The organism is Microbacterium sp. ZW T2_14 (assembly GCF_044987405.1).
Classification (GTDB): domain Bacteria; phylum Actinomycetota; class Actinomycetes; order Actinomycetales; family Microbacteriaceae; genus Microbacterium.
In genome coordinates, this window is sequence record NZ_JBJDRK010000029.1 from 44,855 (window position 1) to 59,547 (window position 14,693).

The following is a 14,693-nucleotide window of genomic DNA, read 5'->3' on the forward strand; positions in this document are numbered from 1 at the left end:
TCGAAGGGTCCTCATCAGCCGATCACCACCCGGGGCCTGCTGCGGACGGCGTCCGAGATGCGCAGCAGCAGCGCCACGATGATCCAGTTCGCCACGAGCGACGAGCCGCCCGCCGCGAGGAACGGCGTCGTCAGACCGGTGAGCGGGATGAGTCGCGTGACGCCGCCGACCATGATGAACACCTGCAGCGCGATGGTGAACGACAGGCCGGTGGCGAGCAGCTTGCCGAAATCGTCCTGACCCGCCAGACCGATGCGGATGCCGCGGCTGGTGAACACCATGTACAGGCACAGGATGGCGAAGACGCCGATCAGGCCGATCTCCTCACCGAGGGCCGGCAGGATGTAGTCGCTCTCGGCGACGGGCGTGAGATACGGGCGGCCCTGTCCGAGGCCGGTACCCAGAAGACCGCCGTTCGCCATGCCGAAGATGCCGTTGACCAGCTGGAAGCTGCTGTCGTCCATCAACTTGGGGTTGAAGGCATCCAGCCAGTTCGTGAACCGCGCGCCCACGTACGGAAGGACCCGCGACGCGAGGAACGCGCCCGACACCGCGAGGACGACGCCGATGAGCACCCAGCTCGTCTTGCCGGTCGCGACGTAGAGCATCGCGACGAACATGCCGAAGATGAGCACGCCGGTGCCGAGGTCGCGCTGCAGCACGATGATGCCGAGCGAGACGAGCCAGATCACCAGCAGGGGGCCGAGCTCCCGCGCCCGCGGCCACGTGAGACCGAGGAACCGGCTGCCGGTGGAGGTGAGACTCTCACGCGTGCGGACCAGATAGCCCGCGAAGAAGATGCCGAGGGCGATCTTGGCCAGCTCGCCCGGCTGGAACGTGAAGAAGCCCAGGTCGACCCAGACGTCCGCGTTGCCGCCGCCGCTGAGGCCCGGGATGACCGGAAGGACGAGCAGCAGGATGCCGACGAGCCCGAAGATGTAGGTGTAGCGGAACAGCACGCGGTAGTTGCGCAGGAACATCACCACGAGGATCGCCGCGATCAGCGCGATCCCGGCCCAGGCGAGCTGACGTGTCGAGTACGCCTCCCAGCCGTGGCGCTCCCAGTACAGGTCGAGTCGGTAGATCATCGCGAGCCCGAGGCCCGTGAGGAGGGTCGCGATCGGAACGACGAAGGGGTCGGCGGCGCGGGCGCGCAGCCGCAGCAGGATGTGGAGCGCGATCACGAGGGCGGTCAGGCCGCCGCAGTAGACCAGGAAGGTCCAGTCGATCGCACCGAGCGCGCCGAGCTGGACGAGAGCGATGGCCGAGCCGTTGATCGCGAACGCGAAGATCAGCAGGGCGAGCTCGCGATTGCGCTGCGTCTGCGGCACGCGGATGCGGCGCAGCGCCCGCACCACCGCGGTGTCGGTCGAGACCGTGTCGGTCGGCGTGCTCGTGGAGGCGCTCATCCGCCTCCTCCTGACAGGTCGCTGATTCCGGAGACGATCTGCCGCGCGTGCGTGAGCGAGTTGGCCGAGATCGTCCCCTCCACCGTCGCACGCGCGAACTCCGACAGCGAATCCAGCGGGATCTCGGTGTCTTCGTACGGCGTCGACAGCGAGATCGGCCCGATGTTCTGCTGCACACCCTGGTAGATCACCACGGTGTCCTTGTCGGCCCCGACGAAATAGCGGGTCTGCGTCCACTGGTAGCCGAGCCACGCGGCGCCGGCGATGAGCACGAGCACCAGGGCGAGGCCGACGATCCAGCCGACCCGCCGGCGGCGGGCGCGGCGGCGGTCCTCCTCGATGAGCTCCTCGAGGAACTCCGCGGCGGGCTCGAAGTGGGTCGGCTCGTTCGCCGCCTGCCGGTTGGGATGCAGCCAGCTCGTGCGGCCGGGTCGAGCGGCGGGCACCTCGACGCCGGTCGGGTTGGACGCGGAGCCCACGATCGTGGGCGTGCCCGAAAAGAGCGGATGCTGCCCGCCGACGTCGACGATGACGATCGTGACGTTGTCGGGCGCGCCGCCGTCGAGGGCCTGCTTCAGGAGGCTGTCGGCGGTGCGGCCCGGGGCGAGCCCGAGACCCATCGCCTTGGCGGTGTGGGGGTCGTCGACGACCCCCGAGAGGCCGTCGGAGCAGAGGAGCCACCGGTCGCCCGGCTGCGTCGGCATGATGAAGGTGTCGAGCTCGGGATCGGTGTCCATGTCGCCGAGCACGCGCATCAGCACGGAGCGGCGCGGGTGGTAGCGCGCCTCCTCCGGCGTGATGCGGCCGGAGTCGACGAGTCGCTGCACGAACGTGTGGTCGGTGGTGATCTGGGTGAGCGCGTCGTCGCGGTACAGGTAGATCCGCGAATCGCCGATGTGGGCGATGACGGCGTACTCGTCGACCATGATCAGCGCGCTGACGGTCGTGCCCATGCCGGCGAGTTCCGGCCGTACCTCGACCGTCTCGGCGAGGTCGACCGCGGCATCCGATATCGCGTCGCGGAGCGCCCTCTCGGCATCGGCGGTCGAGTCGTACGGACGGTCGAGCACCTGCAGGCGGGTGATGGCGATGCTCGACGCGACGTCTCCGCCGGCGTGGCCGCCCATGCCGTCTGCGACGACGAACAGGTTCGAGCCGGCATAGCCGGAGTCCTGGTTGTTGGAGCGCACCTTGCCGGTGTGCGAGATCGCGGCGCTCGAGCCCTGGAAGACCATGTGGGAGGGTTCCGCCCGCTACTTCCGCAGCTCGAACGTGGTCGCGCCCACCTTGATGGGCGCGCCGATGTTCACGGGGACGGGAGCGGTCACGCGGGCGCCGTCGTGCCAGGTGCCGTTCGTCGAGTCGAGGTCCTGGATCATCCACTGGTCGCCCCACAGCACCAGACGGGCGTGATGACTGGAGGTGTAGTCGTCGCGGATGACGAGACCCGACTCGCTGGAGCGCCCGATCGTGAGGGGCTCGTTGCCGAGGGGCAGTTCGAGCCCGGTCTTCGGCCCGCTCGTGATGACGATGCGCGACACGGCCGCCGTGGTCGCGGGCCCACCGGGCTGGGAGGGCGCCGACGGCGCCGACGCGACGGGTGCGGTCACCGAGGACGCGGCTGCGCCTCCCCCGCTCGCTGAGCCCGTCGAAGCGGCGGCGGCCACGGCGTCCGGCATGCGGCGGACCTTCACGCCGAACAGGTCGGCGCGCAGCGAGTACACCACCGCGAAGACGAAAGCCCACAGCAGCACCAGGAACCCGATGCGCAGCAGGAGCAGGGTCAGCTCACTCATGCCAGCGGCCCTCGCTCCTGCGGATCGTAGGCGCCGGGCGCGTCGAAGACGCGCGTGGCGTCGTCCACGCGGGCGGGGGGACGGGGTGCGGCCGCCTGCGCGACCACACGGAACACGATGTCGGTGCGTCCGATGCGGACCGTCGAGTCGGGCGGCAGCGCTGCTTCAGTGACCTTGCGGCCGTCGAGCAGCGTGCCGTTCGTGGAGTTGAGGTCGCGCACCATGGCGCGCTCGCCGTCCCACAGGATCTCGACGTGCTTGCGGCTCGTGCCGGAGTCGGCGACGGTGATGTCGGCGTCGCTGCCGCGGCCGATGACCGTCCGCGACTTCGTGAGCGGGATGCGGCGGCCCTCGACGTCGACGACGCCGCGCCACGCGACCCGCCCGCCCTGCGCCGTGGACGACTCCACGCGCAGCGTGCCGGTGGAGAGATCGTCGTCCCGTCGCAGCACGATGCTCACAGGCCCGGCGAACGAGTAGCCCTGTGCCTTCGCATGCGCGTGCACGAGTGTGTCGAGTTCGTGCGTCAGGGCGTCGCCGAGCGCCGAGATGCGCTCGTCGTCGGCCGGCGAGAGCCGCACCGCGAACGTGTTGGGGGCGAGGATGCGGTCGCGGCTCACCACGGCCGCCTTCTTGTCGAGCTCGCTGCGCAGGGCGGACGCGATCTCGACGGGCTGGATGCCGCTGCGGAAGGTCTTCGCGAACGCGCTGTTCACGGCGCGCTCGAGACCTTTCTCGAAGCTGTCAAGTAGTCCCACGGAGCTCCTCTGGAGGGGGGTGCCGGTTGCTACATGCTAATTGCACACGCTGTGCCGGTGATGGACCTCGCTCGCGGACCAGGCGAGTTCGAACCAGGCCGCGACGCATGATATCCTCGGCAAGTTGAGTTTCGCGGGATCTTCGGATGCCGTGGCTCGCGCGAGTGGCGGAATAGGCAGACGCGCTGGCTTCAGGTGCCAGTGCCCGAAAGGGCGTGGGGGTTCAACTCCCCCCTCGCGCACGACAAGACCCGCAGGTCCCTCTAGGGATCTGCGGGTCTTTTCGTGCGCGAGGGGCGGCAGCGGACACCCTTGGGGGTGGGCCCACGCCGCAGAGGCTCCGCGCGACGCACCAGCGGCGCGTGGAGGGGCGGTGGGGACAACTCCCCCCTCGCGCACAGCGCATCGAAAGCCCCCGGGTATCCCGGGGGCTTTCGGCGTCTCAGCTCGGCGAAGACGGGCGCATTAGGCTCGCACCATGAATGGCCGGGACTCCGCCCAGGATGACAAGCCGCTCGACCTGCCCGGGGTCGACGATCTGGGTGAGAGCGTGTATCTCGCCGTTCTCATGGCAGGACGCATCCGTGCCCGAGAGGTTGCGGCGAAGCTCGGCCTGGAGGAGCCGACGACGATCGCGCGCTTGGAGGAGCTGCGCTCCGCCGGCCTCGTCACGCGGCTGGAATCGGCGGACCCCGAGTACTCGGCCGTCGACCCGCGCTTCGCGGTCCGTGCGCTGGCGGAGCAGCTGAGCGAGCAGACGCAGCGGCTGCGCGAGGCCATTCCCGCGCTGGCGGACCACTTCGATGCGGCCGCCACCTCTTCCGCGGATGTGCCGCAGAGCATATTCGTCACCGATCCGGATGCCGTCGCCGGCTGGTACGCCCGCCTCCAGCACCAGGCCGAGCGCGAGTTCCTCGCCTTCGACCGCCCACCGTACGTCGCCGCCTCCTTCGACCCGTTCGAATCGGCGGTCCTGGCCCGGGGCGTCCAGTGGCGTGCCATCTACACGGTGTCGAGCTTCGACCAGGGCGCGACCTGGGACGAGGTGGGAGCGCTCGCCGAACAGGGCGAGCAGTCGCGCATCACGGACGACCTGCCCATCAAGCTGGTCGTCGTCGACCGAGCGGTCGCCCTCGTCTCGTTGAGCCTCGAGCCGGGCGAGGTGGTCGCGCTCGTGACCCATGCGCTGCCCCTGGTCGCCGCGCTGTGCACCCTCTTCGAGTACGAGTGGGCGAGAGCCGTTCCGCTCACTGCGGCCGCGCCTCTGCGCGGTCTGCCCGAGACGACCCGGCGGTATCCCTCGCCGCAGACCGACGGCCCCTCGTCCGAGGATCTCTCCATCCTGACGCTCATGGCCGTGGGGATGAAGGACGACGCCATCGCGCGCCGACTGGGTATCTCGGCGCGCACGCTGCGGCGGCGCAGCCAGGAGCTCATGGCCGGCCTCGGCGCGAGCAATCGTTTCCAGGCCGGTGTGGAGGCGTCCCGGCGCGGCTGGATCTGACCGCGGATGTAACGTCGGCGTTTCAACAGCTGGCCGGTTGAGGTCGGTGACCGTATCCGGCCAGAACTGACGGCAGGTGACCTCGCAGAATGAGGACCAGCTCGATCCACCCCGGGGTCGCGCCGCACCTGTTGAGGACCACCGTGACCTACTCCACTCGCGCGCCTCTGCGTACGACCGCCCTGTGCGCGGTCGTCGCGCTGCTGTCCACGCTCGCGCTCGCCATGACCCCGACGATGAGTGCTGCGGCTGCGACACCGCTGACGACGGCGGCGCAGCCCGATCCCTCCGCCTACGACGACGGTCGCTACATCGTCACGCTCCGCGGTGCGTCGGTCGCGACGTACCGAGGCGGTATCGCCTCGTACCGCGGGACCCAGTCCGGCGAAGGTGACGAGCTGGATGTGCGCTCGAAGGCGGTCGTGGCCTACTCCGATCGTCTGACGACGGAGCAGGAGGCTGTCGCTGCGGATTCGGGCGCGGACATCGTCAGTTCCTACACGCTCGCCACGAACGGATTCACCAGCGCGCTGACCGCTCAGCAGGCCGCCGACCTCTCTGTCGATCCGCGCGTCGCCGCGGTGGTCAAGGACGAGCTCCTCCATCTGCAGACGGCAGCTCCCTCCACCGACTTCATCGGACTCAGCGGCGAGGACGGCGTGTGGGCGACTCTCGGCGGGATCGACGCGGCAGGCGAGGGTGTGGTGGTCGGCATCATCGACTCCGGTGTCGCGCCGGAGAATCCCTCCTTCGCCGGCGACGCGCTCGCCGGCGACCCCGGCGCAGGCCCATACAGGGACGGCGATTCCATCGTGTTCGAGAAGGGCGATGGCAACCAGTTCCGCGGCACGTGTCAGACGGGCGACGCGTTCGACAGCGATGACTGCACGACCAAGCTGGTCGGAGCACGTTACTTCGTGGACAACTACGGTGCCGACTACATCGGGTCGGACCGTGGCGAGGTCGTGTCGCCCCGCGATGGCAACGGACACGGGTCGCACACCGCCAGCACCGCCGCAGGCAACGCCGGGGTCGACGCGCATGTCGCCGGCAGGGACCTCGGCTCGATCTCGGGCGTCGCGCCGGCGGCGAAGGTCGCTGTGTACAAGGCATGCTGGACCGGCCCGACCGCCTTCGACGACGGCTGCATGACGGGCGACCTCCTCGCCGCCATCGATGCCGCGGTCGCCGACGGGGTGGACGTCATCAACTACTCCATCGGCGGCGGCGGCGCCGTCAGCACCGTCGCGCTGACCGATCAGGCGTTCCTGGGTGCCGCCGCGGCAGGCATCTTCGTCGTCGCCTCGGCCGGCAACGACGGCCCGACCGAGTCGACCGTCGACAATGCCGCACCGTGGATCACGACGGTGGCCGCGAGCACAATTCCGAGCTACGAGGCGACTGTCCGCACCGGCGACGGCAACGCCTACGCGGGTGGCACCATCGCCGACACCGCCGGGGTGAGCGGCCCCTTCGTGACAGCCGAAAGTGTCGCTGCCACGGGAGCGGCGGATCCGCAGCTCTGCGGCCCCGAGACGCTCGATCCGGCCAAGGCCGCGGGGGCGATCGTCCTGTGCGAGCGCGGCATCGTGGACCGCACTGCCAAGTCGGCGGAGGTCGCCCGCGCCGGCGGAATGGCGATGGTGCTGGTCAACCCGACCGCGAACTCGATCGACCTCGACGTCCATGCCGTCCCGACCATTCACGTCGACGTCGACGCGTTCGAAGCGCTGAAGGCCTATGCGGCGACACCCGGCGGCACGGCCGCGTTCGAGGACGGCAACACGAGCGGCAGTCCCTCGCCCGTGGCCCCCCAGCTCGCCGGCTTCTCGTCCCGCGGCCCCGTGCTGGCCGACGGCGGCGACATCCTGAAGCCGGACATCACGGCGCCGGGTGTGGCGATCCTCGCGGACGGCCGCAATGCCGAGGGCGAGGAACCGACCTTCGAGCTCCTGTCGGGCACCTCGATGGCGTCGCCCCACGTCGCCGGACTCGCCGCGCTGTACCTGGGCGCCCATCCCCATGCCGCGCCTTCCGAGATCAAGTCCGCGCTCATGACGACGGCATCCCACACGCTCGAACGCGACGGATCCGAGTTCACCGATCCCTTCGGCGACGGCTCGGGCCAGGTCGAGCCCTCGCGCTTCCTCGACCCCGGATTGCTGTTCCTCAACGGGATCGATGACTGGAACGGCTACATCCAGGGAATCGGCGCGGCGGACCTCGGGGTGCCGTCGATCGACCCCTCCGACCTCAACCTCGCATCGGTGGCAGTCGGAAGCCTCGCCGGCGTGCAGACGATCACACGTACCGTGACCGCGACGCGCCCCGGCTCGTACACCGCGGAGGACGTCCCCGTGCCGGGAGTCGACGTGACAGTCAGTCCGACCGTCCTCGAGTTCGCATCGGCCGGCGAGGAGAAGTCGTTCACGATCACCTTCCGTCGTGTGAGCGCGCCGCTCGACGTGTTCACCACGGGCACGCTCCGGTGGGCGGGACAGGGGGGCGACACCGTGGTGATGCCTCTGGCCGTGCGACCCAGCATCATCGCCGTCCCCAGGACGGCCACCGGAGAGGGCCTCGACGGGTCCCTCGAACTTCCGGTCGCGGCAGGCGAGACGATGGATGTGCCACTCGCCGTCTCCGGCCTCGTCGCCGGCCGGACCGCGCGAGGCTCGGGCGCGATCGGGGCCGCTCCGGCTCGTCACGTCATCGAGGTCCCGGAGGGAACCACTTCCGCGCGGTTCGAGCTTGTCGGCGCGGATCCGCAGAGCGATCTCGACCTCGCGCTGTACCAGGTCGACGACTTCGGGGGTCTGCTGTACCTCGATCAGGCGACATCGCCTGGAGCGGACGAGACCATCGTGCGGTCCGACCTGGCGGCGGGTGAATACGTGCTCGATGTGTCCTTCTTCTCGGGTGAGGGCGACCTGGACTACGAGCTGACCACCTATCTGCTGGGCGGCGACCCTGACGCCGGGGCGCTGCACGCCGACCCCGCCGTGCTGACCATGCACATGGGTGAGACATCCCCGGCCACGATCTCCTGGTCGGGTCTGGCACCTGGTTCTCGTTACTTCGGACGCGTCGCCTTCGGTGCGACCGGCGCCACGACCGACCTGTACGTGACGACGCCGGGCGAACCACCGGCGTCATCGGATGAGCCCGCGATCGAGGTCTCTCCGGATTACGTCCGGCCGGGACGCACGTTCACCGTGGCAGCCGTCGGCCTCCCCGCCCGCACGGACTACGAGATCGCGCTCGACGGCACCGTCGCCACCACCGGAATCACCGGGGACGACGGCACGGCGGCGCGACGGCTGACCCTTCCGGATGACGCGGCCGAGGGCGCCCACGAAGTGACGATCACCGCGGGCGATCTCCGGCTCACGGGCGGGCTCATCGCCACACGGCTGCTGGTGCACGACGTGTTCGAGAACGTGGAATACCTCGCTGACGGTGGCGCATCGGTGTCGGCGGAGGTGATGTTCGGAGGTGAGGGCGTCGTGCACACGACGGTGACGAGCGCCGGCGGCACCGAGATGCTGCGCGAGGATCTCGACGTGTACAGCGATCCGATGTTCGAGGTGGACTCGGCGCGCACCACCGCGGTGCGACTGTCGCCCGGCGACTATGTGGTTCGGGCGTGGGCCGAGGGCGAGGAAGGCCCGATGCAGGAGAGGGAGCGGCTGTTCGTCGTGGAGGAGACCGCGCCGAGCGCTCTCACGCTCACCCGCAACCCGGACGATGAGAACGCCGTCGACCTCTTCTACGACAACTCCGTGGGGGCTGTCACGCAGGCGACCATCAGGTCGAAGACGTGCGCCGGCCCGCTCGTATTCGGCTCCCTGTGGATCGACAAGCCGGTCGTGACCGCGACCTTCGACCTGACCGGCATCACCGGTGTCGACGTGATCGTCGACGGCCAGGTCGCGGGCTCGTACGCGAACACCGGCTCCGAGCGGTGCGCGGCGCAGACCGAGGTGTCGCACGACTTCTGGGTCGTGGCCTCGGACCCCTCCCTCGACCGATCGAGCCGAGCCGCCGAGGGGGTCACGCTCACAGTGAACAACCGGTATCCGGCCTACAGCGGTGGCTTCGACCTCTCGGCGGGCTACGGGTCCGATATCTACGGCGACCGCTTCTACACGGAGCAGGTCCCTCACGACCGGGTGACGGAACCGGGGCCGGTCGCGACCAGGACGATCGCCGCGGCGGAGGGCGAGGCGTTCTGGGTGCGCGCCAAGTACGAGGTGCTCACGCCCGACATCCACATCTCGGCGCACCGGGTGGTCTACGCGACCGCGGTCCGGCTCGCCGATCTGCAGCCGGTCGTCGATCCGGGGACCCCTGGCCCCGGCGGTCCCGGCTCCGGTGACCCCGGCTCCGGTGACCCCGGCTCAGGCGATCCAGGCTCCGGTGGCTCCGGCGGCTCCGGCGGCTCCGACGGACAGCCGGCCGGCGGCAGCGGCGCGGACGATTTGGCTGCGACCGGCGGCGGTGTCCCCACCGTGCTCGGCATCGTGGCAGCGCTCGCGCTGGCCGTCGGCGCCGTGCTCGTGCGGTCGCGCCGGCGAGGTCGCGCCTAGGAGCGGGAACGAGCGTCGTGGTGGGGTGGTGTGGCGCGCGCCGCATCACCCCATAGGCGCACCACGGCCGACGAGCGCCTCGACGCCCGGCGAGGATCCGTGTGGCCGGCCGGCCCTCGTCTCAGGCGCCGTCGAGAGTCGGCGGGAGCGTGAAGACGATCTCTTCGATCTCACGGCCGAGCCCGGGGGCGAAGTCGACGTTCCGCGACACCTCGGTGAATCCCACCCTGGTCAGCACAGCGATCGAGCCGGTGTTGTGCGCGGCGGCGCGGGCGAAGAGCGGCCGGATCGGCTCCCGCGAGATCAGCAGCCGCAGCGCCGCTGTCGCCACGCCCCGACCCCATGCGTGGCGGGCGATCCAGTAGGTGACCTCGCGGTCGCCGTCGACGGTGAACGCGGCGATCGTGCCGGCGAACCCGCCGTTCTCGGTGACCACGAACGACTGCACGTCGGGGTCGGCGCGGTGACGGGCCATCCACGCATCGAACGCCGTGCGGTCGTCCGGGTCCTGCGCGGTGAACGCAGCCATCTCGATGGCCTCGCGATCGCGCATCATCTCGAAGATCGCGTCGAGGTCGTCGTCGTCCAGAGCCCGCAGCTCGATGTGGTTCACGAGTCCACGCTAGCGACGGCATCCGTCATCCAGATAGCGCCGACGTGCGCGGCCGGGACCGAGAGTCAGGCGAGGCCGTGGATGCGGCGCAGCAGCGTCTCGGCGCGCTCGCCGTCGCGCGCACGGAATGCCTCGCGGAACTCCTCGTAGGCGGCCGTGCGGCCGAGGGGGCATTCGATGATCGGCTGCCAGCCCACCATGTCGCGCCGGATCGCGATCTCGTACTCGCGGATGAACTGCAGCAGCGCGGCGTTGCCGCTGGCGCGTGTCACGACGCCGAAGAACGCATGACTGGCCGCTGCCAGTGCCGTGGCGTCGTCCGAGCGCGACGCGGCGATGACGTCCTCCAGCTGCGCCAGAGCGAGCTCGATCGCCTCGGCATCGGCCCGGGCCGCGACCATCCGCACCGCGATGCCCATGTTGTAGCCGACGAGCTCGATGGTGTCGCTCTGCCGGCGCGGCTGCGAGACGCGCGTGTAGCGGTGCGGTGAGACCTCCACCAGCCCCACGCGCTCGAGTCGCTGCAGTGCTTCGCGCACGGGCGTGCGCGAGACCCCGAGCCGTTCGGCCAGCTCGTGGTCGCGCAGCCGCTCCCCCGGCGCGAGGCGGCCGTCGAGGATCGCCTCGCCCAGGCGCACGTACACCTCGTCTCCGAGGGCGGCGCGGCTCGGCTCGAGCGGGACGAAGGGGGCAGTCATGGGTGGCACCAGTGTACGCCGGAGGATTCACGCGCATAGACCCCCGGTGAAACCGTGAATTCGGGGCGTCCGAAGGCCTCCGTGGGCGCGCCGGGTCGCGACATCCGGCTCTCGCCCTTGCGCTGATATATCGGTACGATGAATGCGTTCACGCTTCGGCGTGGCCTATCCGGGGGGATCCGTCGACGCCCGGGCTTCGAGCTCTGCTCAGCCCGGGCGGACGATGGGCTCGGATCGCTCATCGGCTGCATGCAACATTTGTGTCACCATCCGAATTGGGTCTCGCCGCGCGCGTGCGTCTTCACTACGTTGGACTCAACCGCCGCAATCGCGGGGGGATCAACGAAGAACGGCAAGTAATGAGCACGCAGGGCACCGTCAAGTGGTTCAACTCGGAGAAGGGCTTCGGCTTCATCGCTCCCGATGAAGGCGGCGCAGACGTCTTCGCGCACTACAGCGCGATCGAGTCGAGCGGCTACCGCTCACTCGAAGAGAATCAGCGCGTCGAGTTCGAGATCGCGCAGGGACCCAAGGGTCTCCAGGCCGAGAACATCCGCCCGATCTGATCGGCGGATCGATCGCTCCACGCGATCGAAGCCGCGGTGTCCTGCTCTCCGGAGCGGATGCCGCGGCTTCGTCATGCCCGGTCGCGCGACGCACGCGCACCCGGGCTCGGCCTAGTCGCGGTCGCCGCGGACCAGTTCCATGCCCGCCCCGGCGAACTGGCGCAGCGTCGCGTCCGGCAGGAACGCCCGTGTCAGCGCTCCGCCGATCCGCGTGAGGTCGCTCTCGTCGCGGAAGAGCAGGTACATCGTCTCGTAGCGGGGGTGGAACTTCTGCTTGAACCGGTGCAGCGACTGGAACCCGTAGACCGGCTCCAGCGCATCGGCGAGCCGTTCGCTCAGCGCGGCGATCATCCCCGCATCGGCGGGATAGTCGTGGGCGAGCGGCGCGCCCGACAGCGACATGACCTCGGCGCCCTCCTCGGAGAACTGCCTCGCCGAAGAGCCGATCAGGTACTCCATCACCGGGCCGAATCCGCCCTCGCGCCGGCGCATGAGGTCGAGCGTCCAACCGCGCACCCGCTCCTCTGCGCCGTACACCGGCAACCACGACAGGAACCCGTCGACGTCGCCGTTGGGCGCGATGGCCAGGGCGAGGCGCACCTCCGGATCCTCGGCCTCGACGAGGGTCCCGAGCGTGAAGCCCATCTCGGGCAGCCCCTTGTCGCCGACCCACATCTCCGAGATCGCACGCAGCTGCTGCTGCACACCCCAGGACTCGTCCTTGAGGCGGGTCAGGCGGAACGTCATGTCTTCACGCCCGGCGCGGTTGAGCGACGAGCGCACCGAGTTCCAGCGCTTGCCGGTGAACTCGAGCCCTGGAAGATCGACGATCGTGTCGTCGGCGACGACGAGACTGCGCCATGACGACGGCACCGCCGCCCGGGTGGCCGCGTCGGCGCTGAAGAAGCAGGGGACGAGTCCGGCACGCTCGGCATCGTGGATGAACTCCTGAACGGATGCCGCGCGCGACGCGGCGGGACCGAGCGGGTCGGCGAGGGCCAGGGCCACGCCGGCGCGCCGCTGGTAGGCGACGATGCCCCCGGCGGTGCGGGCGTAGCTGTTGCCCTCCCAGGTGCTCATCCACGAGAGCGTGCCGCCGCCGTCGGTGCGCAGCATCCGTTTCACGTCATCGACCGTCGGTGCCGGCTGGCGGCCGATCACCGATCTGCGGCGCGCGCGGAACGCGCGGCGCACCAGGATCAGGTACACGAGCATCAGCAGCCACATCGCGCCGCTCGCCAGCGCGAGCTCGGTCTCGCCGTCGATGGTCGCCTCGACACGGGCCTCGCTGGCCAGCACGACGGCCGCCACGATGAGCAGCGCGAAGAGCACGTTGAGGACGGCGAGGATCACCGCCACGACCCACGTCCAGCGCCGGCCCCGGCGCAGGCCGTTGGCCACGATCAGGATCACCACGGTGTCGATGGCGAAGTCGACGAATCCGCCCGACGCGGGCTCGGTCGGGCCGAACGGGCCGTCGGTCGGGACGAGGATCGTCACGACCTGGATCGCGCCCAGGACGAGCACCGCGATGAAGGCGATGAGACGCTGCTCGCGGATCGTGGTGCGCTGGATGCGCAGCGACCGGTCGACGAACAGCACGAGCAGCACGGCGAGCAGGTGCTCCAGGTCGGCGAGGGTGCCCCAGAAGAGCATCGCGACGAACACGAACCCCAGCAGCACCAGCCACGCACGCACGCGCCAGGGGCTGCGGAACAGCCCGACCGCCGCGGCGATGCACGCCATCGTGCCGCCCGAGGCTCCGACGTCGAGCGCCGCCGCCTGCGCCTCGGCCCACGGCCACGGCAGCTGCGAGAACGCCCACAGCAGCAGTGCCGTCGCGAAGATCGCGAACAGCTGGCCGACCCAGTAGTAGGCGAGGGCGATCCGCGTGCCCCGCCGCACCTCGAGGAAGGCCATGCCGACGAAACCCGTGATCGTGAAGAGGTACACCCACGGCTGGTTGACGAAGAAGGTGCCGGTCACCGGAGTCCACCAGCGGCCCGCTTCGAAGGCCGGCAATCCGTAGGCGACCACGTCGTAGAGCCCGGTGTCCTCGAACGGCCGCCACAGCCCCTGCCACACCACGCCGGCGATGAGGATCAGCGCGATCATCGTCAGCGTCCCGGGCATGCGCCGGAGGACCGCGAGCACGCGGTTGGATCTGTGAGTCGCCCCGTCGCTCATGCGTTCACGATAGCGGCGAGTCTTCTGGGGCCCGCTGCGGCAGGCGGCTCGAGGCGTTTCGTCTCGGTCGCTGGCGCTCCCTCGCTCGACGACCGGAACTTTCCGCCGGAGCCTGTGCCCGGTCGTTGAGCGAGCGAGGAACGAGGGAGACGAAACGCCCGTCCCGGCGCGGACGAGCGTAGGAGACGTTTCGTCTCGGTCGCTGGCGCTCCCTCGCTCGACGACCGGAACCTTCCGCCGGAGCCTGTGCCCGGTCGTTGAGCGAGCGAGGAACGAGGGAGACGAAACGCCCGCCCCGGCGCGGACGAGGGTACGAGGCGTTTCGTCTCGGTCGCTGGCGCTCCCTCGCTCGACGACCGGAACTTTCCGCCGGAGCCTGTGCCCGGTCGTTGAGCGAGCGAGGAACGAGGGAGACGAAACGCCCGCCCCGGCGCGGACGAGGGTGGGAGGCGTTTCGTCTCGGTCGCTGGCGCTCCCTCGCTCGACGACCGGAACTTTCCGCCGGAGCCTGTGCCCGGTCGTTGAGCGAGCGAGGAACGAGGGAGACGAAACGCCCGCCCCGGCGCGGACGAG

Annotated in this window: 10 protein-coding genes and 1 tRNA gene; 4 read left to right on the plus strand and 7 right to left on the minus strand. The window is 70.0% G+C overall.

Annotated elements, in window-relative coordinates; all coding sequences use genetic code 11:
• Positions 1–14: 14 nt before the first annotated feature.
• From ACI3KY_RS11390 to ACI3KY_RS11405, 4 genes are read right to left on the minus strand one after another with little or no spacing between them, the layout of a single operon-like run.
• Positions 15–1,409 (minus strand): FtsW/RodA/SpoVE family cell cycle protein, encoded by a 1,395-nt coding sequence (locus ACI3KY_RS11390; protein WP_404930283.1) that lies wholly within the window; start codon positions 1,407–1,409, stop codon positions 15–17.
• Positions 1,406–2,644: a PP2C family protein-serine/threonine phosphatase gene (locus ACI3KY_RS11395; protein ID WP_404930284.1), complete on the minus strand. Its 1,239-nt coding sequence runs from the start codon at positions 2,642–2,644 to the stop codon at positions 1,406–1,408. Before ACI3KY_RS11395 ends, ACI3KY_RS11390 begins: the two co-directional genes overlap by 4 nt.
• Positions 2,645–2,662: 18 nt before the next feature.
• Positions 2,663–3,205, minus strand: coding sequence for an FHA domain-containing protein (locus tag ACI3KY_RS11400; RefSeq protein WP_404930285.1), 543 nt, complete (start codon positions 3,203–3,205; stop codon positions 2,663–2,665).
• On the minus strand, positions 3,202–3,963 hold the full coding sequence (locus ACI3KY_RS11405) for an FhaA domain-containing protein (protein ID WP_404930286.1): 762 nt from the start codon (positions 3,961–3,963) through the stop codon (positions 3,202–3,204). Before ACI3KY_RS11405 ends, ACI3KY_RS11400 begins: the two co-directional genes overlap by 4 nt.
• A 158-nt stretch (positions 3,964–4,121) precedes the next feature.
• Here ACI3KY_RS11405 and ACI3KY_RS11410 point away from each other — a divergent pair.
• From ACI3KY_RS11410 to ACI3KY_RS11420, 3 genes are all read left to right on the plus strand, one after another.
• A tRNA-Leu gene (locus ACI3KY_RS11410) sits at positions 4,122–4,205 on the plus strand.
• Positions 4,206–4,441: 236 nt separating this feature from the next.
• Complete coding sequence (locus ACI3KY_RS11415) at positions 4,442–5,467, plus strand: helix-turn-helix domain-containing protein (RefSeq protein WP_404930287.1); 1,026 nt, start codon at positions 4,442–4,444, stop codon at positions 5,465–5,467.
• 143 nt (positions 5,468–5,610) lie between these two features.
• Entirely contained in the window at positions 5,611–10,056 is a 4,446-nt protein-coding gene (locus ACI3KY_RS11420) for a S8 family serine peptidase (protein WP_404930288.1), read from the plus strand.
• 121 nt (positions 10,057–10,177) lie between these two features.
• Here the strand turns inward: ACI3KY_RS11420 and ACI3KY_RS11425 are convergent, their stop codons facing one another.
• Positions 10,178–10,669, minus strand: a complete 492-nt coding sequence (locus tag ACI3KY_RS11425) for a GNAT family N-acetyltransferase (protein ID WP_404930289.1) — start codon at positions 10,667–10,669, stop codon at positions 10,178–10,180.
• A gap of 65 nt (positions 10,670–10,734) precedes the next feature.
• Entirely contained in the window at positions 10,735–11,367 is a 633-nt protein-coding gene (locus ACI3KY_RS11430) for a GntR family transcriptional regulator (RefSeq protein WP_404930290.1), read from the minus strand.
• A gap of 359 nt (positions 11,368–11,726) precedes the next feature.
• On the opposite strand from ACI3KY_RS11430, the gene ACI3KY_RS11435 reads away from it, so the two are divergent.
• Positions 11,727–11,933, plus strand: coding sequence for a cold-shock protein (locus tag ACI3KY_RS11435; protein ID WP_137845695.1), 207 nt, complete (start codon positions 11,727–11,729; stop codon positions 11,931–11,933).
• 111 nt (positions 11,934–12,044) lie between these two features.
• On the opposite strand, the gene ACI3KY_RS11440 is transcribed toward ACI3KY_RS11435, so the two are convergent.
• On the minus strand, positions 12,045–14,120 hold the full coding sequence (locus ACI3KY_RS11440; protein ID WP_404930291.1) for a bifunctional lysylphosphatidylglycerol flippase/synthetase MprF: 2,076 nt from the start codon (positions 14,118–14,120) through the stop codon (positions 12,045–12,047).
• Between the last annotated feature and the right edge of the window lie 573 nt (positions 14,121–14,693).